Source organism: Bacillus sp. mrc49 (assembly GCF_002803435.1).
This window is the reverse complement of record NZ_PHNG01000791.1, coordinates 1-25,867: the sequence shown is the minus strand read 5'-3', so window position 1 is coordinate 25,867 and position 25,867 is coordinate 1. Positions and strand designations below refer to the sequence as shown.

Annotated in this window: 26 protein-coding genes; 15 read left to right on the top strand and 11 right to left on the bottom strand. The window is 43.9% G+C overall.

The genetic code is table 11. The annotated features are described in order from the left end of the window. Positions 1 to 51: 51 nt before the first annotated feature. From CVN76_RS25440 to CVN76_RS25425, 4 genes are all read left to right on the top strand, one after another. Entirely contained in the window at positions 52 to 372 is a 321-nt protein-coding gene (locus CVN76_RS25440; RefSeq protein ID WP_100533535.1) for a hypothetical protein, read from the top strand. A 143-nt stretch (positions 373 to 515) separates the two neighbouring features. After that, the gene (locus CVN76_RS25435) at positions 516 to 1,823 is read left to right on the top strand and encodes a glutamate-1-semialdehyde 2,1-aminomutase (RefSeq protein ID WP_100533534.1); all 1,308 of its coding nucleotides are present in this window, start codon (positions 516 to 518) and stop codon (positions 1,821 to 1,823) included. Between the two features lie 322 nt (positions 1,824 to 2,145). Beyond that, positions 2,146 to 6,618, top strand: a complete 4,473-nt coding sequence (locus tag CVN76_RS25430; protein ID WP_100533533.1) for a glutamate synthase-related protein — start codon at positions 2,146 to 2,148, stop codon at positions 6,616 to 6,618. Positions 6,619 to 6,939: 321 nt separating this feature from the next. After that, positions 6,940 to 8,031: an FUSC family protein gene (locus tag CVN76_RS25425; protein WP_100533532.1), complete on the top strand. Its 1,092-nt coding sequence runs from the start codon at positions 6,940 to 6,942 to the stop codon at positions 8,029 to 8,031. A gap of 60 nt (positions 8,032 to 8,091) precedes the next feature. Here CVN76_RS25425 and CVN76_RS25420 read toward each other — a convergent pair whose 3' ends face one another. Continuing rightward, complete coding sequence (locus tag CVN76_RS25420; protein WP_155645476.1) at positions 8,092 to 8,505, bottom strand: MarR family winged helix-turn-helix transcriptional regulator; 414 nt, start codon at positions 8,503 to 8,505, stop codon at positions 8,092 to 8,094. A 389-nt stretch (positions 8,506 to 8,894) separates the two neighbouring features. On the opposite strand from CVN76_RS25420, the gene CVN76_RS25415 reads away from it, so the two are divergent. From CVN76_RS25415 to CVN76_RS25395, 5 genes are all read left to right on the top strand, one after another. Further along, positions 8,895 to 9,533, top strand: coding sequence for an HlyD family secretion protein (locus CVN76_RS25415; protein WP_100533530.1), 639 nt, complete (start codon positions 8,895 to 8,897; stop codon positions 9,531 to 9,533). A 53-nt stretch (positions 9,534 to 9,586) separates the two neighbouring features. Continuing rightward, on the top strand, positions 9,587 to 11,194 hold the full coding sequence (locus tag CVN76_RS25410) for a DHA2 family efflux MFS transporter permease subunit (protein ID WP_397251726.1): 1,608 nt from the start codon (positions 9,587 to 9,589) through the stop codon (positions 11,192 to 11,194). Between the two features lie 18 nt (positions 11,195 to 11,212). Then, a complete protein-coding gene (locus CVN76_RS25405; protein WP_100533529.1) occupies positions 11,213 to 11,743 on the top strand; it encodes an NAD(P)H-dependent oxidoreductase in 531 nt (176 codons plus the stop codon). Positions 11,744 to 11,756: 13 nt separating this feature from the next. Further along, positions 11,757 to 12,107: a hypothetical protein gene (locus CVN76_RS25400; RefSeq protein WP_100533528.1), complete on the top strand. Its 351-nt coding sequence runs from the start codon at positions 11,757 to 11,759 to the stop codon at positions 12,105 to 12,107. 290 nt (positions 12,108 to 12,397) lie between these two features. Next, positions 12,398 to 13,318: an EamA family transporter gene (locus CVN76_RS25395; protein ID WP_100533527.1), complete on the top strand. Its 921-nt coding sequence runs from the start codon at positions 12,398 to 12,400 to the stop codon at positions 13,316 to 13,318. A 237-nt stretch (positions 13,319 to 13,555) separates the two neighbouring features. Here CVN76_RS25395 and CVN76_RS25390 read toward each other — a convergent pair whose 3' ends face one another. The 5 genes from CVN76_RS25390 to fabL all read right to left on the bottom strand — a co-directional run bounded on the left by CVN76_RS25390 (position 13,556) and on the right by fabL (position 17,766). Continuing rightward, positions 13,556 to 15,304 (bottom strand): ABC transporter ATP-binding protein, encoded by a 1,749-nt coding sequence (locus CVN76_RS25390; protein ID WP_100533526.1) that lies wholly within the window; start codon positions 15,302 to 15,304, stop codon positions 13,556 to 13,558. A 200-nt stretch (positions 15,305 to 15,504) separates the two neighbouring features. Further along, complete coding sequence (gene ntdP, locus CVN76_RS25385) at positions 15,505 to 16,035, bottom strand: nucleoside tri-diphosphate phosphatase (RefSeq protein WP_061142487.1); 531 nt, start codon at positions 16,033 to 16,035, stop codon at positions 15,505 to 15,507. Positions 16,036 to 16,269: 234 nt separating this feature from the next. Further along, positions 16,270 to 16,524: a YgaB family protein gene (locus CVN76_RS25380; protein ID WP_100533525.1), complete on the bottom strand. Its 255-nt coding sequence runs from the start codon at positions 16,522 to 16,524 to the stop codon at positions 16,270 to 16,272. 169 nt (positions 16,525 to 16,693) lie between these two features. Next, the gene (locus CVN76_RS25375; protein WP_061142489.1) at positions 16,694 to 16,945 is read right to left on the bottom strand and encodes a gamma-type small acid-soluble spore protein; all 252 of its coding nucleotides are present in this window, start codon (positions 16,943 to 16,945) and stop codon (positions 16,694 to 16,696) included. Positions 16,946 to 17,016: 71 nt separating this feature from the next. After that, the gene (gene fabL / locus CVN76_RS25370) at positions 17,017 to 17,766 is read right to left on the bottom strand and encodes an enoyl-[acyl-carrier-protein] reductase FabL (protein WP_100533524.1); all 750 of its coding nucleotides are present in this window, start codon (positions 17,764 to 17,766) and stop codon (positions 17,017 to 17,019) included. Positions 17,767 to 17,831: 65 nt separating this feature from the next. Between fabL and CVN76_RS25365 the strand changes: the two genes are divergently transcribed. Continuing rightward, on the top strand, positions 17,832 to 18,056 hold the full coding sequence (locus CVN76_RS25365; RefSeq protein WP_061142491.1) for a hypothetical protein: 225 nt from the start codon (positions 17,832 to 17,834) through the stop codon (positions 18,054 to 18,056). A 127-nt stretch (positions 18,057 to 18,183) separates the two neighbouring features. Here the strand turns inward: CVN76_RS25365 and mutY are convergent, their stop codons facing one another. Further along, positions 18,184 to 19,299 (bottom strand): A/G-specific adenine glycosylase, encoded by a 1,116-nt coding sequence (gene mutY / locus CVN76_RS25360; protein WP_100533523.1) that lies wholly within the window; start codon positions 19,297 to 19,299, stop codon positions 18,184 to 18,186. 206 nt (positions 19,300 to 19,505) lie between these two features. Here mutY and CVN76_RS25355 point away from each other — a divergent pair, with 206 nt between their 5' ends. Further along, a complete protein-coding gene (locus CVN76_RS25355; protein ID WP_100533522.1) occupies positions 19,506 to 20,483 on the top strand; it encodes a metal-dependent hydrolase in 978 nt (325 codons plus the stop codon). 63 nt (positions 20,484 to 20,546) lie between these two features. On the opposite strand, the gene CVN76_RS25350 is transcribed toward CVN76_RS25355, so the two are convergent. Then, a complete protein-coding gene (locus tag CVN76_RS25350; protein ID WP_100533521.1) occupies positions 20,547 to 20,813 on the bottom strand; it encodes a YfhJ family protein in 267 nt (88 codons plus the stop codon). 113 nt (positions 20,814 to 20,926) lie between these two features. Here CVN76_RS25350 and CVN76_RS25345 point away from each other — a divergent pair, with 113 nt between their 5' ends. After that, a complete protein-coding gene (locus tag CVN76_RS25345; protein ID WP_061142496.1) occupies positions 20,927 to 21,082 on the top strand; it encodes a small, acid-soluble spore protein K in 156 nt (51 codons plus the stop codon). A gap of 38 nt (positions 21,083 to 21,120) precedes the next feature. On the opposite strand, the gene CVN76_RS25340 is transcribed toward CVN76_RS25345, so the two are convergent. Further along, on the bottom strand, positions 21,121 to 21,432 hold the full coding sequence (locus CVN76_RS25340) for a YfhH family protein (protein WP_034305394.1): 312 nt from the start codon (positions 21,430 to 21,432) through the stop codon (positions 21,121 to 21,123). Positions 21,433 to 21,506: 74 nt separating this feature from the next. Then, positions 21,507 to 22,304, bottom strand: coding sequence for a recombination regulator RecX (gene recX / locus CVN76_RS25335; RefSeq protein ID WP_100533520.1), 798 nt, complete (start codon positions 22,302 to 22,304; stop codon positions 21,507 to 21,509). 125 nt (positions 22,305 to 22,429) lie between these two features. On the opposite strand from recX, the gene CVN76_RS25330 reads away from it, so the two are divergent. From CVN76_RS25330 to CVN76_RS25320, 3 genes are all read left to right on the top strand, one after another. Then, the gene (locus tag CVN76_RS25330; RefSeq protein WP_061142498.1) at positions 22,430 to 23,350 is read left to right on the top strand and encodes a TIGR01777 family oxidoreductase; all 921 of its coding nucleotides are present in this window, start codon (positions 22,430 to 22,432) and stop codon (positions 23,348 to 23,350) included. Between the two features lie 54 nt (positions 23,351 to 23,404). After that, complete coding sequence (locus CVN76_RS25325) at positions 23,405 to 23,527, top strand: YfhE family protein (protein ID WP_100533519.1); 123 nt, start codon at positions 23,405 to 23,407, stop codon at positions 23,525 to 23,527. A 104-nt stretch (positions 23,528 to 23,631) separates the two neighbouring features. Continuing rightward, positions 23,632 to 23,814 carry a YfhD family protein gene (locus CVN76_RS25320; protein WP_100533518.1) on the top strand — a complete coding sequence of 61 codons (183 nt, stop codon included), beginning with the start codon at positions 23,632 to 23,634 and terminating at the stop codon, positions 23,812 to 23,814. A gap of 297 nt (positions 23,815 to 24,111) precedes the next feature. Here CVN76_RS25320 and CVN76_RS25315 read toward each other — a convergent pair whose 3' ends face one another. Beyond that, positions 24,112 to 25,695 (bottom strand): fatty acid--CoA ligase, encoded by a 1,584-nt coding sequence (locus CVN76_RS25315; protein WP_100533517.1) that lies wholly within the window; start codon positions 25,693 to 25,695, stop codon positions 24,112 to 24,114. Between the last annotated feature and the right edge of the window lie 172 nt (positions 25,696 to 25,867).

Sequence of the window (25,867 nt, the reverse complement as noted above, 5' to 3'; positions counted from 1 at the left end):
GGATAATCCTGACGTTGTAAGAGATACATATATAAAGGAGACAAGTATGCCATGAATATAAAACAATTATTATTATCACAAATCGAAAAGGTCGTCATTGGCCTTCGTTATGACTTCCTTTATGATGATGAATTCGGTCAATTATTATGCCAAGTCATTCAAAGGGATTCCGTTGGATCGATAGAAAGCACCCCCTTAAGTTTCCAAATTCATATTAATGAAGAAAAAGGCACCGGCAGCCTCATCTACTACCAAGCCGAAGGAGAAATGAACCGCCAATCCTTCGACATCGAAAATCCGGACTCCATCGTCGGCATCCTGACCTTCCTGACTGGAATTTTGGGACCGGATTCGATTTCCAGCAAAAAATAACGGACCATGGATTCAGCTGTTTCTAGGATTCATGCGAATTTTTTAAGGGTGGGTCACATTCCTTGGCCTCCACCCCCAGATTTCCGGACGAAAAAGTGCTATGATGAAGAGGAATATGTTTGTACTTTTAGGAGGTTTTAAGATTGGATTTTAGTAATTCGGAGCTTTTACATAAAGAGGCATTGGAACATATCGTCGGCGGGGTCAACAGCCCTTCGCGTTCATATAAAGCGGTAGGCGGCGGGTCTCCGGTTGCCATGGATCATGCCAAAGGTGCTTATTTCTGGGATGTCGACGGCAATAAATATATCGATTATTTGGCTGCATATGGTCCGATCATCACAGGGCATGCACATCCACATATTACGGAGGCAATCGTTAAAGCAGCAGAAACAGGTATATTATATGGAACTCCAACAAAGCATGAGGTCAAGTTCGCCAAAATGCTGAAAGAGGCCATACCGTCCCTTGATAAAGTCCGCTTCACCAATTCAGGCACCGAGGCAGTCATGTCGACCATTCGCGTGGCCCGTGCTTATACAGGACGCGATAAGATCATCAAGTTTGCCGGCTGTTATCATGGTCACTCCGACCTAGTTCTTGTAGCCGCTGGCTCGGGTCCGTCCACACTTGGAACGCCGGATTCTGCCGGAGTTCCAAAAAGCATCGCCCAGGAAGTCATCACGGTGCCATTCAATGATATCGAATCATTTAAGGAAGCACTGAATAAATGGGGCAACGAAATCGCAGGCGTACTGGTTGAACCGATCGTCGGCAACTTTGGCATTGTCGAGCCAAGCCCCGGTTTCCTCGAAGAAGTCATTTCCTTATCCCACGAGGCAGGATCATTGGTCATTTTCGACGAAGTCATCACCGCTTTCCGGTTCATGTATGGAGGCGCTCAGGACTTCTTGGGAATCCAACCCGATTTGACTGCCCTTGGCAAAATCATCGGCGGCGGACTTCCGATCGGTGCCTATGGCGGCAAGAAAGAAATCATGGAAACGGTCGCTCCCCTCGGTCCTGCCTACCAAGCAGGTACAATGGCAGGAAATCCGGCCTCCATGCTTTCCGGAATAGCTTGCTTGGAGGTCCTTAAAGAGGAAGGCCTGTACGATGAGCTTGATCGATTAGGAAAAATCCTTGAAGAAGGTATCCAAATGGCAGCCGGTCAATATAATGTTCCTATCACGATCAATCGCCTTAAAGGGGCCTTGACGATCTATTTCACGACGGAAAAAATTGAAAACTATGAGCAGGCGGAAAATACGGATGGCGAAATGTTCGCCAAGTTCTTCAAACTGATGCTCAACCAAGGCATCAATTTGGCTCCTTCCAAATACGAAGCGTGGTTCCTGACCATTGCACATACGGAGGACGATATCGCTTATACCCTTAAAGCGGTTGAACATGCATTCAAGAACTTGATTCAAGAAACGACAACAGCATAATTATGCATATTTTATACACCCCAGGATGTTCTTCATCCTTGGGGTTTTCTTATCATCAGGCAAAATAATCATTCAAATTAGCCTTCCACTCCCATATTCACGAAAAACGCCTCCAATCTAACATCCAACCAATTGTATAAAAAATTGATTTCTGAATATTTAAATGATATGATATGGATACATTTACTTACATTTATACCCTTTCTTTCAATCTATCAAGAACTCGGACTATCGTTCGGGTTATTAATATTTCCCCATTTGAATCAAATGCTACAGGAGGTGAAGGGCAGAAAATAAGGGGAACCTTATTCAAGCCGCATATATGACCCAACAATGGACACCCGCTACATTCAATGAGTTTCACAAGCAAGAACATGATGCCTGCGGAATCGTTGCCTGCATCGAAAAAAAGAAAATCCCTACAAACGAAAACATCTTTGCCTGCATCGATGCTCTCGTTAAAATGAACCATCGCTGCGGCTTCATCAATGGAGAGGGAGATGGCGCAGGAATCCACATCGATATTCCGCGGGCTCTTTGGAAAAAGAAGCTTGAAGAGGCTAATGTCGATCAAGGCTTAGTCGATCAAGACGGTTTCATAGTCGGCCACTTATTTCTAAGCAAAAAGGCTGATGCAAACGATTTAAAAATCGAAGTCAAAGAAAAGCTCCTTCAACATGGGCTTTCCTTGATTTTCGAAACGGATAAGTCATACCGCTCTGAAGCCTTGGGGCCAATCGCCATTCAAGAAGATCCTGTGTTTTGGCAGATTGCCTGTTCTGCCGCCAACGTCCACAGCAAGGAGCTTTCAAATGTTCTTTTTGAGCTGTCCTCGGACATCGAAAAAAGTGATTTCATTCATGTTGCCTCCTTAAGCCAGCATCATGCGGTCTACAAAGTGATGGGAGCCGGGGATACGCTCCCTGCCTACTATCTTGATCTTGCCGATCCACTAGCAGCCTCCGCGATGACACTTGGGCATAATCGATTTTCGACCAATACTTTATCAAGCTTCTTTCGGGTACAGCCTTTCAGTGTGCTTGGCCATAATGGTGAAATCAATACGATCGCCAAATTACGTGATGAAGCGAAAATGATCGGCGTGCCCATCGCCAAAGACGGAAGCGACTCGCAGGACTTAAACAAGACGATTGAAACCTTCATATGCCGGCATGGCTACTCTTTGTTTGAAGCCGTCGACCTTATGTTCCCGCCAATCATTAATGAAATTAAGGAATATCCCGAACACTTGCAAGACTTATATACGTATTTACGGGAAGCATGGGGCCATTTCGCCCAAGGTCCGGCAGGGATCATTTCCCGCTTCGGCGACGAGGCCGTATTCTCCGTCGATTCTTTAGGGCTGCGTCCGTTATGGAATATCGAAACGGAATCTTCCTATATGTTCACTTCAGAACCTGGGATCATTCCTTCCAGTGAATTTACCGGAGATCCAAAACCGTTGGGGCCTGGAGAAAAGGTTGGGTTGAAATGGAACGGCGACTCCATTGAATTGTACACCTACAAGGATTTTCAAGAGAAAGTGTTCAGACTATTCAATAATCGTTTCATCCTTTCCGATGACCGCGTTCGCTTGCAGCCGCACACCTTTGAAAAAATTATCTCCATGGCAAACACGCAAGCCATTCATAATGGACAGTATAAAGCTTTTGGCTGGGAGAGGGAGCATGTTCAATTGGTGGAACAGATGGCCGAGAAAGGTGCCGAGCCCATTCGTTCCCTTGGTCATGATGCGCCACTTGCAGCACTCAATCCGCAACGTACCAATATTGCAGACTTCATTAAGGAAAGCGTAGCGGTCGTAACCAACCCCGCCATCGACAGGGACCGGGAAACAGAGCACTTCTCGACGAGGACCATCATCGGAAAACGCCCTTCCCTATTCGAAGCGAAAAAGGCCGGCAAAGTCTACGAGCTGCTGACTCCCTTATTGATTGAAGGACTGACTGGCTATGAATGCTCATCCATCCTTTCACAGCCAAGCTATGATCAATTCATTAACTATAACCAGGACCAAAAACTCGTGCACTTCCTTTCAAGCACCTTCAAGGAGAACGAAAGCATTGCAAATGCCCTGACCAGGATTACGGATGATGCGGTCCATGCAGTGGATGGCGGCAAAACGCTGCTCGTTTTGGATGATGCTCTCGCCCATCAAAATGGTCACCTACTGCTTGACCCCCATCTTGTCACTTCAGCTGTCGATCAAGCTTTGGTGCAGAAGGGCAAGCGCCGGGATTGCTCCATCCTTTTACGTTCCGCCTCATTAAGGTCATTGCATGATATCATCGTTTCTTATGGTCTTGGGGCCAATTTGATCAGTCCATATTACATGTTCCTTTCCTTATCTTCAGATGACCTAAAGAAGGTTATCAATTTATATAACTCCTTGACGAAGGGGCTTGAGAAAGTCATTTCCACCATCGGCATCCATGAGCTCCGCGGGTATGGAAGGCTATTCTCCAGCATCGGCTTACATGAGGAAATCGCGGCCTATTTAAATGTCGCTAACTTCTTTGGTTCAGATGATTTGGACTATAATTTCGCTAAGATCAAAGCTGACGCCATCCAGCGTGCGGAAGATTATAACAATGATAAGGAACGCATGGGAAAGACCTTTCATTTATTTCCGAGGATCTGGAAGTCGATTGGTGAAGTGGCCTCAAGCGGGGACTATGACGCTTATCGTGAAAAGATCACCGAGCAGGAAGAATCCAATCCTACGGCAATCCGCCATTTAACATCTTTAAAAACGTCAGATGCTCCGATTCCATCTGAAAAAGTCAATCTTTCGATCGGTGAACAGGAACTTCCTTTCGTCATAGCTTCCATGTCCTTTGGATCGCAAAATGAGATTGCTTTCCGTGCGTATGCAGAGGCTGCCGAACGGCTAGGCATGATCAGCATGAATGGCGAAGGCGGGGAAATCAAGGATATGCTTGGCAAGTACCCGAAATCACGCGGACAGCAAATCGCTTCAGGCCGTTTCGGTGTCAATGCGGAACTCTTGAACTCTTCAAATCTTCTGGAAATAAAAATTGGGCAAGGGGCAAAGCCTGGTGAGGGAGGGCATCTTCCAGGCTCAAAGGTTACAGCGAAAATTGCGGAAGCGCGGAATGCAACGATCGGTTCGGATTTGATCTCCCCTTCCAATAACCATGATATTTATTCCATTGAAGATCTGGCCCAAATGATCCATGAATTGAAAACGGCGAACGATAAGGCGAAAGTGGCCGTCAAGGTACCTGTCGTTCCAAACATTGGCACGATCGCGGTCGGGGTCGCCAAGGCAGGCGCCGATATCATTACGCTATCCGGTTTTGATGGCGGAACGGGAGCTGCCAGGATTCATGCACTCGCACATGTCGGCCTTCCAGTAGAGATTGGTGTGAAGGCGGCCCATAACGCCCTGCTGGAGTCTGGCATTCGCCAAAGCGTAGAAATTTGGGCTGATGGCGGGTTAAAGAGCTCAATGGATATCATGAAAGTGATGCTGCTTGGGGCGAACCGTGTAGGCTTTGGTACCCTTTCAATGATCGCTGTCGGCTGTACCACATGCCGCGGATGTCACCTTGATACCTGTCATGTAGGCATTGCCACACAAATCGAATCGGAAGCACAAGCGAAGGAGCACGGACTGCGGCGTTTCGTTCCCCGAAAATTCGATTTGGCCGTTCAAGGCTTAATGAATATGTACAGTGCATTTGCCAAGGAACTTAAACTATTGACCGGGTCGCTTGGCGTGAAAAATCTTCAGGATATCGTGGGCCGTTCCGATTTGCTCCAGCAAGTTACGGGTCAGCATTCACTTGATTTGACGTATCTATTAAAAAACTTGGATATTACGCCATTCTCCCATCAGGATAAAGAGGCGTATTTGGATGAGAGCTCGATGCAAGTTGCAGTTGGCGCCGAATATCTTGATTCACATGTAGATGACCTGCAGCAATCACGAAGCTATAGCTCGATCACATCCGAGCAGCGTGTACTCGGCAGCCGGGTCTCCTGTCACCGCGTTAGGGGCAGGCTTGATGGATCGTACAAAAAACTTCCCCCCGTCCACCTCTCTTACCAGGATGGTTCCATACCGGGCAATGGACTTGGGGCTTACAATACGGAGGGGATTACGATCAGCGTGAACGGCGGCGCACAGGATGGAATCGGCAAAACTTCAATCGGCGGCAATATCGGCATCTTTAAATCTCCCGGCAAAGATGGGAAGTTCTACAATGGATCGGTCGGCAAGGGGTTCGGGTACGGTGCACAGCACGGTCTTCTCATTGCCCAGGGAGATGCCGATGCAAGGGCGGGAATCCGGCTTTCGGGAGCGGATATGATCATCGGGGGATTGTTGAAACAGCCTCTGCCCGAAAAGGAAACCGGTAATATTGCGGTAACTTCCAATATAAAAGGATTCGCTTTCGAATACATGACAAACGGGAGGGGCTTGGTTCTAGGAGATCCTGGCCCATGGATTTGTGCAGGCATGACCGGAGGTGTCGTCTATTTACGTCAACAGCCAGAAAGCGGTTTGACGAAAGACGTGATTAAGAAACGGGTTGCCAAAGGCGCGAAGATTACGATAGAGCCCCTCTCTGCCCTAGGCATACAGGACGTGACCGAACTTCTCGGCAGCTACACGAACCTTTTGAAAGAACAAGGTCAAACGGAAGAAGCGGTCTCTTTAGAGGTCCTGCTCCAAGATCCCGGAAAGCATTTCCTTCAGATCGTTCCAGTTAAGGAACAGGCAGATCCCGCCGTTTCCACGGAATGATTCATAAAAAAATAACGGTCACTCAAAAACTGATGCTCTTTAATTCGAGCATCAGTTTTTTCCAGTCGAATGCCGTTTGGATTGTACGAAAGCGACAGAAAAATAATAGTTGAAAACAATCATTAAATTGCCTATATTTTCTTTATATATTAAACTGGAATTTGCCTCTTGTAGCGGTAAAGAGTATCTAAAGATTTCTTTTTGTTTACATCGCATCATTTTAGTGTAAAGTACTAACAAATAAGTTAGAATACAACTTTAAGCAAAAGCCTATATATAAATAGTGCCCTTATAAATGACAAAGAAAGGATTAACCTATATATGAAGTTTGGTGCCCGCATTCTCAAAACAGGAATAGCAATCGTTTTAGCGCTTTATCTTTCGGAATTGCTTAACCTGCCTGCTCCTGTCCTATCTGGGATTGCTGCAATTTTTGCCATACAGCCGACCATTTACCGTTCATACCAAACGGTGCTGGAGCAAGTACAAGGAAATATCATTGGTGCGTTGGTTGCTGTCTCCTTCGTTTTGCTGTTCGGAAATGATATTTTTATAATCGGCCTTGCCGTAATGGTTGTCATTACCATCAATTTAAAATTGAAAATGGATAAAACGATTGTCCTTTCCATCGTGACGGTCATCGCCATCATGGAAAGCCAGGACGGGGAATTCCTGAATTTTGCCTTTATACGTCTCTCCTCCGTTTTGCTTGGTATCGTTTCATCTTTTATCGTGAATCTCGTATTCCTTCCACCCAAGTATGAAGCAAAGCTGTATACACGGATTACCGATGTGTCGGAAGATATCTTGAAATGGATCAGGATCAGCACAAGGCATGCTACAGAACACACCTTATTGAAGAAAGACATCAGCCGCCTGAAAGCGGAATTGTTCGATTTGGAACATATCTATTCCATGTACAAAGAGGAACGGGAATATTTCAAGAAGAACAGTTTAGCTAAAGCCCGGAAGCTTGTCATTTACCGGCAGATGATCATTACAACGAAAAAAGCGTTTGAAACCTTGAAGCGAATCCATAAATTCGAGAATGAGATCTATCAAATGCCTGAAGATTTCCAGCGGAGTATCTTCCACCAGCTTGATTCCTTGATCCGCAAACATGAGCAGTTGATTTTATTGCATATCGAAAAAATCAAATCGATCGGGGAGATTGAGGATTGGGACCAGGATTGTTTAAGTCGGAAAGAGCTGCTAGCCCACTTTTTCGAACAGCAAAATCATGTCGATGAAATGCATGATAATCTCGGTCACCTTTCTGCCCGTCTTGTACCATTGATTTCTTCCGTCATCGAATATGATGAGCAATTGGAGCATCTTGAAAAGCTGATCGTCAGCTTTCAGTCCTTCCATAAGGAGGAAAACGAAATTTCTGTCCAGTATGAAGAAGATTAAAAAAAAGACGGTTCTCGGGGAACCGTCTTTTTCGTCTCTATTTTGAGGATGCCTGTACGTTCAATCATCCAAAAGGTTTTGATCTGCCGCCTTTTCAATCGTTTCCAATTTAACCATAAGATCCTGCAGTTCTTCTTCCGTGAATGAATTGAAGTTCTTCCCTATCGAACGGTTATGCTCCGCAAGGACTTTTCCCAAAATCTCGATTCCAGCCTCTTTCAATTCAAGGTTTATGACCCTGCGGTCCTTTTCAGAGGGCTGCCGCTTCACATAATCCATTTCGACCAGCTTGTCTACAAATACGGTGATCGCACTTGGCTTTACGGTCAAAAAGTCAGCCAAATCTGTCGATTTAATCGATCCCTCTTTTTTTAATATCAGTAATATGAAAAACTGAGGCGACGTTAATCCATAAGGCTGAAGGTTTTTCGCTACGATGGCACGAAGCTTCTTCCTGATTCGAAAAATCTGCATTTCTATACTATTCGTTACTTCCCATTTAAATTCCAGCCTTCTCACTCCTTATATAGGACAATCCTACCTCTTAAATTTAATTAAACGCCAATACATTGTCAACCTTCCTTCCCATATATCCTTAAAACTTTAAAAATTTAAAATTTTTTCCAATAATTTGTATTTATTTGCCACTACTTTTCGGAATAAATTACATGACAAAAATTTATTAACCTGATAAACTATTTACTTATTAATGTTAATACTTATAAAAATTAATATTTATTAAAATTAATAATAAACATGTGATATAGGGGGCATGAATTAGATAAATACGTCATGTGAATGAATGAAGGTCAAGCAATATAAGTTATATGTATCAATCATCTATATTTTTGGAGGCGAAACAAGTGAATAGAGGACGTTTAGTTTTAGTCAATGTCATTGGTTTGGTTATTATATTAGCGGTTGTGGCCGGTGGGGCTTTTTACTATTATGAAAGCACGAATTTCATAAAAACGGATGAAGCGAAGGTTTCAGGAGATTTGTATACGATCGTTGCACCTGCTGCCGGTAAGCTAGCGGATTGGGATTTAGAAGAAGGTGACAGTGTCAGCAAAAATGCCAAAGTGGCGAATGTAGCCACTGCAGCAGGAAAAGAAACGGTAAAAACAGCAGCACAAGGTACTGTCGTTAAAACTCAGGTACATGATGATCAACTAGTTCAAGCGGGTCAAACATTGGCTCAAACCATCGATATGAATGATTTGTCCATCACAGCTAATATCGAAGAAAATAAATTGAAAAAAATTGAAAAAGGTGACAGCGTCGATATCATCATTGATGGAGATTCCGATACCGTCTTCGAAGGTACATTGGAACAAATCGGTTATGCTACAACTTCCGTCTTTTCCGTGATGGGCAATCAAAACAGCAGCGGAAACTATACGAAAGTCACGCAAAAAGTACCTGTTAAAATTTCCATTAAAGCTCCATCCGATAAAGTTCTGCCTGGTATGAATGCAGAAGTGAAAATTTCAACCAATTAATGAGCTACACAGTTATACAGAAAGGAGGCTTTCCTTAAATGGCTTCTCAAACAATTTCAATCAACGAAAACAAGGGCATGAAGCAGTTCGCCCCGATGTTAATTATCTTAATGCTTGGTTTGTTCATGGTCATTTTGAACCAAACCCTGCTTAGTGTCGCCATGCCGAGGATGATGGCCGAATTTAATGTAGCTGCGACTACGATACAATGGTTATCAACTGGTTTCATGCTGGTGAATGGGGCCTTGATTCCACTGTCCGCGTTCCTGATAGAACGATTCGGCACGAGAATCCTGTTCTTGGCTGCGATGTTTCTATTCACGATCGGAACACTCATTTGCGGTATAGCACCCAATTTCCCAATCATCCTCACAGGCAGGCTGATTCAGGCTGCTGGCGGAGGAATCCTGCAGCCATTGGTCATGACGATCATTCTTTTTATCTTCCCTCCAGAAATGCGCGGAAAAGGGATGGGAATCTTCGGCTTGGCTATCATGTTCGCTCCTGCCATCGGACCGACTTTATCCGGTTGGGTCATTCAGGAATATAGCTGGCGGGTCATGTTCTACGCAATGGTTCCATTAGGCATAATCATCATCATACTTGCCTTATTAAGTATGCGGAATGTAGCGGAGCCCAAAAAGATCAAATTGGACCTATTGGGAGCCTCGCTATCCTTGATAGGTGTCGCCTCCCTCTTATACGGTGTCAGTGAAGCAGGTTCCAAAGGCTGGACGGATTCGATCGTTCTCGGAACGATCATCATCGGGATCATCCTGCTGACCCTATTTGTGGTGCAACAGCTAAAATCGGATACACCAATGCTCGACTTCCGTGTATTTAAATATGACATGTTCGTATTATCGAATATCATTTCGGCCATCGTTACAGTTGCGATGTTTACAGGCATTTTCTTATTGCCGATTTATTTACAGACGCTTAGAGGATTCACACCTGTTCAATCCGGACTGTTGATGTTGCCTGGTGCCCTTGTCATGATGGTGATGTCACCCATTTCAGGAGCGCTATTCGACAAAGTCGGTCCACGTCCATTAGCATTGATCGGGTTAGGGATTACTGCTGTCACGACCTTCGAATTCGCTAATTTGACCACAGATACGACGTATTCGACTTTGGTGATCATCTATGCCATTCGTGCCCTTGGAATGTCCATGCTGATGATGCCGATCATGACAGCAGGGATGAACCAGCTGCCGAAGTACTTGAATACTCATGGAACGGCGATGAGCAATACGCTGAAACAAGTGACTGGAGCCATCGGTACCAGCTTCGTCACAACCATCTATACAAACCGCGCTACTTTCCATGGAACTTCCTTGGGAATGGATATGAGTACGAGTGATCCCGGTTTTGTCCAGAATTTCCAGGCTATCGTCCAATCCATCATGAGCACGATGAATCAAACGAGTGAGCAGGCACGGGAAACAGCAATGTCATTGATTTCCGCCCAAATTCAAGGAAAAGCAAATGTAATGGGAATCAATGATGCATTCTTTTGGGCAACGGGCTTCGCAGTTGTCGGGATCGTACTCTCACTGTTTTTACGTGACGTCCGTAAGGATAAAGTAGTAATCCAACAAGCTCAAGAAGAGAAACTGGATGTACCTTTACTGCCTTCACCAGTGAAAAAATCGGTTTAATCATACGGGGGGATAAGAATGAAAATCTATGTTGTATACGACAGTGAAGGCAACCATACAAAAGCGCTTGCCGAATCGATAGCCCAGGGAGCCGCTGCGGTTCCTGGTGCCGAGGTTCTCATTGACCATGTAAACGAGGCGGATGTTTATAAGCTTCAGGAAATGGATGCCATCATTTGGGGCTGCCCGGGCCATTTCGGAACAATCAGTTCGAGTTTGAAGGCATGGATTGATAAACTTGGATATTTATGGGCGGAAGGGGCGCTCATCAATAAAGTGGGTGCTGTATTCTGTACGACAGCCACCGTACACGGAGGGCTAGAGGCGACCATGCTCAATCTGATCACCCCAATGCTTCACCAAGGAATGATCATCGTCGGCTTGCCCGGCACCGTTCCTGAAAACGCCTTGTATGGATCCTACTATGGTGTCGGGATAAGCTGCCCGCCCGGTGTGGAAGATAACATCTCCAAAAACGACTTGCAGCTTGGGGAAGCATTGGGAAAACGGGTAGCCCAAGTCACCCGTTCATTCACAAACGAGCTCTAGGAGGCTTGATTCAATGGGCTTAATTCTAATTATCATCATCGTTGCGATTTTAGCGATCACGGGCTTGATCACTTTCAATATCAAAGCTTTATCACCTGAAGAGAAACCGGTTATCAAGGATGATGCTCCATCATCCAAATCGGATTTATCTTCGGATGATGAGCTTGATACCGAAATCATCTTCCCTACAGACAACGATGAATTAAAAATGAAAGACCAGGATTATCGTTTGGCGCTTTCCAAGCTACATAAGCAAACCCCAAACGATGAACCATCAGAAGAAGAAAAGAAACCGAACCTTGGCAAGATGAAGGACTCGGAATACCGGGGTAAGTTGAAGAATTTCCAGCAGAAGGACGACTGAAACCCGCAAACCCCTCAGGCATATTTGCCTAAGGGGTTTTTTTATAATGGTGATGGTATCGATTGCGATCTCCATTTATATCCCTTTTTACCTGTTGAACGGGAGAAGCTTTTACTTATTTTTCTGGTTGACAATTATTCACAAAGACCTTAAGCTTAGGTCATGCAACACAAACATTTCTTTAAACTCAGCTTTTGTTGAGAGACGGAATTTTAAAAGGATTTCCTTTTTTCGTTCGTCACTTGCCTTTTTGGCAGGTGGCGATTTTTATTTTTATAGGGGTGAAAAACATGCAACTTTTGAAGTATTCCATAATGGTGTTAATCGGTTCGATTTCATATGGTACACTATCGACCATGATGAAATTTGGTTTCATGGATGGCCATTCTTCCGGTGAACTGGTCGGCAGTCAATATCTCATAGGCTGGCTGATCATTTCCGTTTTATTCCTTTTTTCATTCAAATATAAAGTACCTTGGAAAAGTATCGGATTGCTGATGATTACAGGCATGATGTCCACTTTCGTCGGAAAGGCATATGCCGTATCCGTATCAGAGCTTCCCGCTTCGATTGCCGTTGTCTTTCTCTTTCAATTCACTTGGATAGGTGTCCTCATTGAAAGCTTTCTAAATAAAAGACGTCCGGATAAAAATAAACTCATTGCCATTTTCGTTCTGTTCATCGGCACCTTATTTGCAGGAGCTATATTCGGACAGCCGCTCTCAGCACTGAGCTTGAAAGGTGTATTGTTCGGCCTGTTATCCGCATTGCTTTTTGCGCTTTATATGTATTGCAACTCCAAATTCGCAGTTGGGGAATCCTCGATGAAACGGTTGTTTTTCATTGCAACGGGAGCGATGCTGACTGCTGTAATCACCACCAATCCTGTAACACTCGTTACGAACCTTGTCCAAACGAATCTATGGTATTATGGTCTATTGCTCGGTATATTAGGTGTGCTTGTTCCATTCTTCTTCTTCGCTGTAAGTTTGCCGAAGGTTGGGGTCGGACTTGGAACGATTCTTTGTGCTGCGGAATTGCCATCGGCTATGGTCGTTTCCGTCATCTTCTTGAATGAACATGTTACGTCAATGCAATGGTTCGGGATGTTCCTGATCATTTTCGGCATCGCCCTGCCTGAAGGAATGAAGCATCTTCCACAATTCCTTCCCGGCAGGAAAAAGGCGCTGCATGAAAATAGAATTCCTTGACCGGAATTGGATAAGCGTTTTACAACATAAGAAAGACCATTCCTTATCGGGAATGATCTCATACCGAAGGCAAGCTCGATATCGATTGAGCTTGTCTTCGGTTTTTTAGGTTATTACTAATAATGGACCGAAAAGCCCGAATTTATGAACACACTGAAGCAAAATAAAAAGGTTTCGGAATTCGGTTCCGAAACCTTTTTGTTTACAGGCTGTGTCCCGTTTAATCCTAAACCCTTTTTAGGAACCCAGTTGTTGCACTTGAAATAGGCTGTAATAATGTCCCTGCTTTTTCATGAGTTCTTCATGTGTGCCCATTTCGGTAATTTCCCCATTTTCGATATGAACGATTCGATCGGCATGGGTGATGGTTGATAAGCGGTGAGCCACGATGATGGTTGTCCGGTTATTAGCGAGGATGTCCAGCGCCTCCTGAATATAATGTTCACTTTCCAAGTCCAAGGCGGATGTTGCTTCGTCCAGTACGAGGATGGGCGGGTTTTTCAAAAAGACTCTTGCTATGGCAACCCGCTGCTTTTGCCCTCCGGATAATTTCACGCCACGCTCGCCTACTTTCGTTTCGTATCCCTCTTTCAGGCCGATGATAAAGTCGTGGGCATTGGCCGCTTTAGCCGCTTCAATGACTTCCTCATCACTTGCATCGGGCCGGCCCATCAGGATATTGGCCTTTACCGATTCACTAAATAAGATATTATCCTGCAGCACCATGCCGATTTTATCTCTTAAGCTCCGCACTTGAAAGTTCCGGATATCGGTTCCATCCAGTAACACCCTTCCCTCCGTCACGTCATAGAAGCGGGAAATCAAGCTGACGATCGATGATTTCCCTCCGCCGCTCATGCCGACCAGTGCAATGGTTTCTCCAGGCAAAACATCCAAATTTATATGTTTTAATACAGGTGCTTCCCTCTCGTCATACGCGAACGATACATCATCGAATGTAATATGGCCATCTACATGCTTCAGCTCTTGCGCATCTGGCTCATCATCGATATCATACTTCTCATCGACGAACTCGAACACCCTGTCCATGGAAGCCAATGTCTGGGTCATGGTAGTCGAAGAATTGACTAATCGTCTGAGCGGATTATAGAGCCGGTCTATGAAGCCGACGAACGCAACCATCGTCCCCAATGATAATTGATCTTGAATGACCTGGTATCCGGCAAATCCTATCACGAGCAACGGCGCAATATCCGTAATCGTATTGACCACAGCGAAGGATTTAGCATTCCAGCTCGTATGCTTCAAGGCCTTATCCAGGAAATTCTTATTCTGCTGAGCAAATAATTCCTGTTCGCGATCTTCAATCGCAAAGCTTTTGATGACAGACATCCCAGAAACACGTTCATGAAGGTGACTCTGTACATCGGCTAAAGCCTGGGAACGGACCCTTGTATAGGTTCTGAGCTTGCCAAAGAAATGCTTGATCGAGAAGGCATAGAAAGGAAGCATGATGATCGATACAATCGTTAACTTCACGTCCATCTTGAACATGATGGCTATCACGATCACGATCGTGGCAATATCAAGCCAAAGGTTCATCAATCCCGTGATGACAAAGTTCTTCGTTTGTTCCACATCCGTGATCATCCTAGAGATGACCTCTCCCACTCTTGTGTTCGAATAATATTTAAAGCTTAGTTTCTGTATATGTGTAAATAAATCATTTCGGATATCATATAGAATTTTCGTTCCTGTCCATTGGGCGAAATACTGCCGATAATACTCGATTGGCGGTCTTATCGCAACGAAAATGAACAACATGATCCCCATGGCCCATAAAAGCCGTTCTGATTTCACGGCCTTCGACAGGTCACCATTTCCGATGATGTCATCCACGATATACTTACTGAGCAGTGGCAGCAGCAGCGGAATCGCGAATTTTAACAGTCCGATTAAAACCGTCCCGATTATCTCCCATTTATATGGCTTGACAAAATGCAAATATCTCTTGATGCTCTCCACGGAATCCCTCCATTTCTTACGGTCGATTCGCCAAGGGGCTTACTCGTGCTAAAAAAGACCAGTCATGTTCTGTTATGTTTTCCTTTTCGAAGCTGAACTATCAAACCGTTTCAAATGGATGAAAATGAAAGATAGCCTTGAAGCGAAGCGGACCCTACACACCAGAAAAAGCCTGCTCAATAAGCAGCAGGCCTTTACTATCATCGATAGGTCAAGAAGCGTTCATACCAACTATCAATGAACTCTGCGGAGAATGGTCCTTTTCGCTGGCGTATCATATAAATTAAATAGTCTACGTTCTGTTTCAATATTGAATCGATGGCATCCGGGTAATTCATTTCTTTCCGATGCCTTTCATATTCATCCTCATCCAGCAAATTAAACGTCATATCTGGGAATACTTTAATGTCCAGGTCATAATCAATGTATTTCAATGCTCCCGAATCGTATGTGAACGGCGAACTGATGTTGCAATAATAATAAACCCCGTCCTCCCTCAACATACCGATAACATTAAACCAATACTTTGAATGAAAATAGCAAATCGCCGGCTCACGTGTAATCCAGGTCCTACCATCTGATTCCGTCACCATAGTACGGTCATTCGCCGCTATCATCAGATTTTGGGTCCCTTTTAAAACGGTTGTTTCTTCCCAGATACGATGGATATGTCCATTATGTTTATAGCTATGGATTTGGATTTTTCCTCCTTCGGCAGGAACAATCCCCATTTATCTCTCCCTACTTTCTATAGACACCCATTCATCGTACTGTGCCCTATTCCGTTTGAAGTTGTTGTGTGTATTTAAAAATATATACTTTTTTCCATTTACCCTATATTCCTTTATTATAGCGATTTATTCGTAAATTTAAAACAAAAGTGGCTAATCTCTCCGTGGAAATGTGTAAAAAAGTCAAAAAAATCTGACCATCCACCCATTAACACTTAGAAATTAGCCTCTGATTTATCGTATAGCTGCCTGTTGCTGCTGAAAATAACGAATGACTGCCTCCGTTTGGCTCTCGAACCGATCATGAATACTTTTCAACTCCTGCTTCTTGAGTTGAATCTCTTCCTGGATGGTAATGGCTTCACTTTCTTCTTGCAAGGCTAGGAGCTGCTTCTCTATATCTTGGCATTTCTCGATTTCCGATTGTAAAAGTAAAAGCTTATCCATCGTCTTCAACTGGTCATTTATAAGCCGGTTAAATTCCTCCATGAATGCACCTTCCTAATCTTTTTTTTCCATAGTATGTATATTCGATTTTCAACCGGACATCTCCTTTGACATAAAATGTAAACACAAAGAAACATTTGTCGAATCAAAAGGAGCAAAAAAAGAAAAGCACCCTTCATAAGAAGGATGCCTTTCAATGTTGTAACAGCAATTAGCCTTGGCTTTTATTGCTTTGAGATTTTGCATTTTGTTTTTTCACTTCTTGAACGTTTGTTTCAGAAGCAAACTCAGTGCCGTATTGGCCTTGGCCTTGTTGAGAAGCTTGGTTTTGTTTTTTCACTTCTTGAACGTTTGTTTCAGAAGCGAATTCAGTACCGTATTGACCTTGACCTTGTTGAGCTTGCCCGTTTTTGTTCTTTACATGTTGGATGTCAGTACCTGATTGCGTTTTGTTTTTAGCCATTGATATCACCTCCACGATAATAAGATAACCATCATGACCGTGTGTTATCCGGCTAAATTTTTCCAGTTTTCTTACACGAGCAAAGAAATGCCTCCATCAACGATGACGGTTTGTCCACGGATCATGCTCGCTCCATCGGAAATTAAAAACATGATCGTGCTCACCATATCCTCAACCTCTACCATCCTTCCTGCAGGGGTCTGTTCTGCAGCCTCAGCCAGCATTTCATCCCGGTTCGGGAAGGACTTCAGGGCATCCGTATCGATTACACCGCCTGAAACGGCATTGACGCAAATGTTCTTCGCCGCAAGTTCGACAGCTAAATATCTTGTCAATGCTTCAAGCGCCGCTTTGGAAACACCCACAGCCGTATAATTTTTCAGGTAGCGAATCGAGCCAAGTGAACTGATGCTGACGATTTTCCCGCCTCCGTTCCTTTCCATCAATTTCGCCGCTTCCTGGGCGCAGAAAAGGAGTGCCTTCGTGTTGATATCCATCGTCCAATTCCAATGTGATTCTTCAAGCTCCATCAATGGGCGCTGCACTCCGGATGCCGCATTATTGATGAAGATGTCCAAGCGTCCATAATACGCTTCGATTTCCTCGAACATGCTTTTCACCTTTGCGACGTCGCCTACATTCGCCTTCACTACAAGAGCTTTCCGCCCCAACGCTTCAATTTCAGCTGCCACTTCTAATGCTTTCGACTTGCTTCGGGCATAATTAATAACGAGGTCGTAACCTTCCTCTGCCAGTTTTATTGCCGTGCTTCTACCTAAGCCTTTACTGCTGCCCGTAACGAGCGCTACTTTTTGTTCCATTCGTTTATTCTTCCTTTCTGAGTAAACACCGAGTTATAAATTTTTTTTTAAGGAGTGTGACTGTTATGTATGTTGGACGTGATATGACAGAGTTGTCGATGATGAAAAAATCGGATTGGGAAAATAGCGAGCTTGCCTATTTTCATCACTCCCTACAACAAATGGTACCTTATTTAAACCAAGAAGGACAGAGCATCCATGGCGAAATCGTCAAAGAAATTGAAAATAGGGGCGGCCTTACCAGGCAGGAAGCCGATTATACACATGGAACGAAGCCGGTTTACGATTGATTTAAAGAAAAGAGGATATCTTTGCCGATATCCTCTTCTTTATATCCTAAGGATTGTTATGCAGTCTTTTACAGCAAATCCTAAATTACGATTAAATACAATGTCTTTGACCGGGAGCAAAATGCCTTTATTGAATATGTTCTCTTTCATTATAGGCCTTCATCATCTTTTGATGGGAGACCGGAAAAGCCAACTCAGCCATCTCGGCTTCACTAACCCACTTGAGCTGGTTTTTCCGTAAGGTTCCTTCATCAATTTCCTTGACCTCTCCGATATACGTATCCACTTTCCAAACGAGATGTGAAAAAACATGTTCTATCCGTACAAGTGATCCCGTAATTTCCGGTTTGACTCCATACATTTCTTGAAAGCGATCCTCGTAAAACTCCCGCTTGGGCTGAAGGGGTGCATGGTTTTCGAAATTGGGATACTCCCATAGATTGGCAAGCAGCCCAGAAGGTTCTCGCTTGTGTATGAGGAATTGACCTTTTTCATTCGTTAAGACAGCGGCCACAATGGGAACATCCCGCGTTTTTTTCTTTTGGATTTTCACCGGCAGTTCGGACTGGACACCGGCTTCGAATGCGAGACAATGACTTTGAACTGGACAGAGCAGACATGCCGGTTTCCCAGGCGTGCAGATTAATGCCCCTAGTTCCATCAAAGCTTGATTGAAGGCAGAAGTATGGTCATGATCGATCAGCTTTCTTACGGCCGCTTCAAATGTTTTTCTCGTCTTCGGCTTTGCAATGTCTTCATAGATCATTAATATACGGGATAATACGCGCATGACGTTCCCGTCGACTGCCGGTTCCGGTTTGCCATAGGCAATGCTCAGGATTGCACCAGCCGTATACGGGCCAACGCCCTTCAGTTTGGAGATCTCCCCTGGTTCATCCGGAACGATTCCGTTATAGGAAGCCCGTACTTCCCGAACGGCAGTTTGCAGATTCCTTACACGCGAATAATATCCAAGCCCTTCCCACGCCTTCAAGATTTTCTCTTCATCGGCATCGGCAAAATCCTCAAGTGTGGGGAACCATTCCATGAATCGGTTGAAATAAGGAATGACCGTATCAACCCTCGTTTGCTGAAGCATGATTTCGGACACCCAAACACGGTATGGATCCTTATTTTTTCTCCATGGCAATTCCCGCTGTTCTTGCAGGAACCAGGAAACTAAATCTTGTTGAAATCCTTCTATATTTATTTTTTCTATTGTCGGGATCATTATTTCTTTCACATCAGTTCCTCCAAAAATGTTACACTCTAATCAAAATTGGGAATACCTATAGTAGGCATTCTTTTTTTAATATCATGTTCATATCCATTTAATTGTAAAGGCTCATAAAAATAAGTCAAAATTATATTCATTTGATGGTTATTATATAAATACGGTATGATGAAAGAAGACCATTTTTTTCAAATTGTGGCAGGGAGGTAGAATTTTTGGATACAGGTACTCACTTTGTCATGGGAATTGCTCTTGGAGGTCTTGCCACATTAGATCCTGTCATTGCGCAGGACCCAGTCACTGCAAGTGCAGTCATAGCTGGTACGATATTGGGCTCGCAGGCTCCGGATATCGACACCGTTTTAAAATTAAGGAATAACGCCGTATATATACGCAATCACCGTGGAATCACGCATTCCATTCCCGCTGTTTTACTTTGGCCTTTGATCATCAGCGGTGCGCTTTTCGCCATCATACCTGAAGCAAATTACCTTCATCTTTGGCTTTGGACCTTTTTAGCCGTATTCCTTCATGTATTCGTGGATATATTCAATGCATATGGGACACAGGCTCTAAGGCCGATCTCGTCAAAATGGGTAGCTTTAGGGGTCATCAATACATTCGATCCATTCATTTTTGGCATCCATGTTGCAGGACTGATACTGTGGGGCTTCGGATTTCCCCCGGGCTATTTATTCCTCGTGATCTACGGGATACTCGTCATTTATTATATCTCTCGATTCAGGGAACAGGCTTTTATTAAAAGGGCCGTTAAGCGGCAAATCCCTGGAGCCAGAAAAATCCTGTTATCACCGACGATGCGTTTTCACCGCTGGAAGATTGCAGTGATCACCGAAAAGAATTATTATGTGGCACGGGCAGATAATGGGTATGTGACCATCCTGGATACGTTCGATCGGGTGCCATTGCCTGAAAGTGAAATTCTTGAGGCAGCCAAAAAGGATATCAACCTTGCAGCCTTTCTGTCCTTTTCTCCGGTTTACCGTTTTGAAATCGAACAGATAAAAGAATATTATGAAGTTCGTTTCATTGATTTGAGGTACCGAAGCAATGGATATTACCCGTTTGTGGCAGTCGTCCATCTAGACAGCGATTTGAATATCTTGAATTCGTATACCGGCTGGATTTTTAGTGAAGCGAAGCTGCAGAAGAAATTGAATATCATTTTATAGCTGCGTACAATGCACAGTGAAAAAAGGCTGATCCCAGGAGTCGAACCCCTGGAATCAGCTTTTTTAATGCAGCAGATTCTGCTGATTTAGTAAATGTTGATATTTAGGATTTTTTGCAATGAATTCGTGGAATTGCTCACCGTAATTATCTATCCATGTTCTTACTACGCGTGACGTCATTTCTTCACCGGCGTATTCATGTCCAGCTTTTGCATAGGTCGCTTCGAAATCCTCCCATAATAATTCCACCCAAGTCAAAGCTTGTTCATACGTGATGTGGTCATTTTTCTCAAGCAGTATCTTGGTTAATCTTTCATGGTAATCATTCATTAGAAACACCTCATTGCCAATATTTTTACAGAATCAACTATATGGTCCATTACCCATACTAGTGATAAGCGGAAACGCTTCTTTCTTTAAACTGATGCTTGGAGGAGAACAACTTGCGAAATAAACAAAAAGGATTCCCCAACCAAAATAATAATAAATTTCAAGGCGAGCCTCGTGCACAAGCAAGATATGCTTCAAAACGTGCAGATGGAAGCATCAATACACACCCTCAGGAACGAATGAAAGCTTCCAACCAGCGATCGAATTGACAGTGTTTCAAAAGGAATCGGGATCATTCCCGGTTCCTTTATTTCAGCATCGAAATCGGCAGCGCCTCTTCCTTCCCACTGCCGCCCAGGCGGTAACCCCAGGCGAATACCCCATTCATATAGTCAATTTTGAAATAGACACCTGGATCGCCATCAATCTGATATATTTCACCTTTTTTAAAATCATCGGGATTCAGCAAATAGGCCTTCGCCATCGTCACTTTACGTTCCAATACAGAATACTCATTCACCATTCCCAATTGCTCAGCCTTTCTTGCTTTTTCAGTCAATGCTGCAATTTCCTGCTGCAGCTCATAGGCCGACAACTTGCTGTATCTTACGTCACTCATATATAGTGCTCCTTAATGAAATATTAATTTACCTCTATATTAAACAAAATTTCTTGTTTTGGCTAATGCTGTACTTAATCCAGGTCAGGACCGGAAAGGTATCGTTCAATCAATTCTATCGGAAAACCTTTTCGGTATAATGCCTGCTTCATTTTCTGATCATGTTCGAAGCTTTCAAGGTTTTTATAACGACGCTCCAATTTTTGCGCATGATGGCATAAGGAATCCCATTGTTCATCTTCATCCTTTTCCACTGTCACATCTTCAAGCGCTTCAAGGATGACTTCCCTCGGAAAACCCTTTCTTAATAAGGTTTGTTCAACCTTTTGCCTTAAAGCCCGTTCCGAAATGTTTTTTTCCTTTTTAATTGATTTTCCGGCAAGTTTTCTTGCATGCTCTATTTGAAGATCAAAGGGGTATTCCTTCATGGCCTCGAGAACCAATTTTTCTGTTATTCCTTTTTCCTTTAGCTCAAGCTTTAAGGTAGTCGGGCCTTTATTGCCGCCATTCACATGTGTCCGTACATAAGCCTTTGCAAATTCAAGGTCGTCCAAATAGTTAAAGCTATACAGCTTATAAATCGCTTCTTTGATAATCGGTTCTTCCGTATCCTTTTTTTTCAAATAAAGGCGAATTTCCGATTCCGATCTCATCCGGTATGATAAATAATTAAGGGCATCTGTAAATGCTTTTTGGATTTCATCATGGAATTGTATTTCAGCCAGCAATAGATCATCCAGTTCCGTACCCTTTTTCAATTGATATTTAAGTAAAACTTCTTCATCCACGCTGAAGGCATATTTTTCATCAACGAATATGTTATATCGGTCTTTACGTTTTTTTTGGGTTGTTATTTTTGTTATATTCGGCATAAATTTCACCCCCACACCTACTTTACCCCTTTATTTGCCCCATTTCTATAAAAGCATGTCCAAAAATGAAAAAAGTACATCGGCATGGTAAAGTGAAGGAAAGACAGGGAAAGGAAGTGGTTTTCATGAAAATAGCCATTGCTGGTGGAAGCGGTTTTGTCGGCACAGCCCTTATTGACGAATTACTTAAAGAAAATCATGATTTATATATATTGACCCGTCATCCGGAAAAATACAAAAAACAGCCCAGGCTTCAATATATAGGCTGGCTGACCGAGAACGCAAAGCCCGAGGAACAGTTGGCGGGCCTTGATGGATTCATAAACCTAGCAGGTGAATCTTTAAATGACGGGCGTTGGACTCCTGAACGGAAAAGGAGAATTGTCGAAAGCAGGATTGATGCCTGCAAGGAGATGAACAGGATTCTTTCCACTCTGCCCAATAAGGTGTCTGTCATCATCAACGCCAGTGCAATAGGATATTATGGGATTTCAGACAAGGATGCCTTTATCGAATCATCTGAATCGATCGGTGATGATTTCTTGGCAAGGACTGTAAAGCTATGGGAAAAGGAAGCCGCTAAATCCCGGGCATACAGCAACAGGCTCGTCCTTACCAGATTTGGTGTGATTCTGGGCGAAAACGGAGGGGCATTGCCCATGATGGTCCTGCCTTATAAGCTTTTCGGCGGAGGAAGGCTTGGCAAGGGGAATCAGTGGCTTTCCTGGATTCATATTCAAGACGTGGTGCGGGCAATCTCCTTTTGCATCAGTGATCAGGGAACAGAGGGGCCAGTTAATTTCACGGCACCTACTCCCGTCCAAATGGATGCATTCGGTAAAACGATAGGTACAGTCATGCACCGGCCCCATTGGTTCCCTGTCCCCCCATTCATCCTGAAAACCGCACTGGGCGAAATGAGCATGATGGTGCTTGAAGGACAAAAAGTCCTTCCCGCAAAACTTAAAGAAGAAGGATTCACTTTTACCTTTCCATCCCTTAAAGAGGCGTTACAAGCTATCTTAAAAAAAGATTCTCACGTATGAAAGCTGCTTTTTAGGAAAAAATAGGGATATTAAGGTGAAATGGAGCTGATCTACATGTCCAAAAAACACGAAAAAGAAAAAAGTAACTTAACGAGCACCCAAGCCATTCTATATGCACGGGAATTTAAAAATGCAGATCGTGCCGGCGGCTTTAATGAGAAAAGATCACGCCGATAAGCTTGGTGCATTTTCCCGTACATTTTGATTGATTGTTCAACACAAAATAAGCAGGAGATGAAATTCATCTCCTGCTTATTTTTTTAAATTTAGGGGGCGTAAACATGGGACGCAATAACATACATCATAATCGAGACAAAAATAAACAAAAATTGCCGCAAGTTCCTAAAAACCTGAAAAGTGACGGACTTGACGTTGAATACTCTTCCGAACTGGCTGACCAGGAAGACATCGAAGCGCAAGCACGAGCAAAGGAAGCGGATCGTCGAGCTCATAATCGCCGCTGATCGTTTTTATAACATGGGGGCTATTTTAGCCCCTAACTTGTTCTTATCCACACCTTTTATCCACATCATTGTTAATATTGTGGATATATTCTGAAAATACTGATAAACAATAGGCATTATGACTCGCTTTACCAACAAGAAAATAATGTTATTTATGGATAACTCTGTGGATTATGTGGATAAAGGCGATATTCCTCTGTGCAGTCAGGATTTTAATTGTGGATAACTTTTTTCTCCCCTTGCCTATATCGCCAAAGTTATTATTCACCGTTATCCAACTGGATTTGTTCCACACATTTAGAAATGGAGATTTCCCGACCCTTTGTCGTTAGCGATATTCTCCAGCTGTTTACGGAGCAGGAATTTTTGTATCTTGCCACTTGCATTTCGCGGCAGCTCTTCACAGAATATATATCTTCTCGGTCGTTTATAGTTAGCTAGTGCATCACTTTCCTTACACCAGTTTTCTAAATCGAGTTCCGTTAACCCGGAACCTTTCGCTACGATGAACGCCGTTACCGTTTCCCCCCATTTTTCATTCGGTTGACCGAGTACCGCACAGTCGAACACTTGAGGATGCCCATGAAGTGTATCTTCCACTTCCCGCGGGTACACATTTTCACCCCCGGAAATGATCATGTCATCCACTCGGTCCTTCACCCACAAATATCCATCTTCATCCAGGTAACCAATATCACCGGAATGGTACCAGCCCTTATAAAGCGCATTTTCCGTCTCCGCATCCTTTCGAAAATAGCCTTGCATGATACATGGACCCTTCACAAGAATTTCGCCCGTTTGCCCTGGCTCCAATACTTCCTCTGGCTCCGATGGCCCGTCATCATTGGGGCGGACAATGATGATTTCATGTTCCTGACATGGCTTGCCGGCAGAGCCCGCTTTCCTTATTTGATCATCTTCCATCAGGAGAGTGATGGCTGGCCCCATTTCAGTCATTCCATATGCTTGGATGAACTGGATTCCCAGCTTTTCCTGACAAGCATATACAAGCGATGGCGCCATTGGAGCAGCTCCATATAGCCCTAGCTTCAGGCTCTGGAATTTATACTCGGCCAGGTTTTCCTGAATGATCATGTTCCACATCGTAGGCGCAGCGAATAACTTGGTGATCCCCTCTGACTCAACTAGCTCCATCACCTTTTTCGGATTGAACTGGTGGAGGATGACATTCATCGCTCCAACCTGTACGCGAGGTAAAAAGCAACAATGCAGTTCGGCACAATGAAACATCGGTGCAGTGATCAAACCTATATCGGATCGTTCATAATTAAGGGCCTCGCTTAAAATCGCAGCATGTTTGACCATATCTTTATGTAGGTGAATGACCCCTTTCGGACGCCCCGTCGTCCCACTCGTATACATAATGGCATAAACATCATCCTCATGAACCTCCACTTCGGCCGGCTGAGATGAAACGCTGGCCAATTTTTGGCGGTAGCCTTTCGCATAACCTGGCACATCATCATCAATGTACCAGAAACCCGTTTCCGGGAATCGCTTTTCAATAGCCGCAACCACTGATTCCAATTCCCGTTCGAATAAAACGACTTTTGGTGCTGCATCATTTAAAATGAAGGCCACTTCTTCCGGCATGAGGCGGAAGTTGATTGGATTAAAGATTGCGCCGATTTTTGCGCAGGCAAAGAATGCAGTGGCAAGCTCTTCATTGTTATAGAGGTACGTGGAGACTCTGTCGCCTTTTCGAACGCCTTCCGCCTGCAAGGCAGCCGCCAACCGATTCACCTGGTCATTCCACTGAATATACGTGTAGCGGATATTTCTTCTCACGTCGTAGATAGCCTCTTTAATGGGGAATTTCTGAACGGTCTGATCAAAGATATTTTTAATCGTTACTGACATATCATTTCCTCCTCAATTAAGCCACCCCTCAACAGAACGAGCTCTTACGTCAGTCTGGCGATAGTCGGCTGTTTCACTTTTTCAGCTTGCCTTTCGTGCAAATGACCCATGTTCATGATCGCAGGCTTCATTTCAATCCAATCTTTCAATGATCGTGGCGTTGGCCATCCCA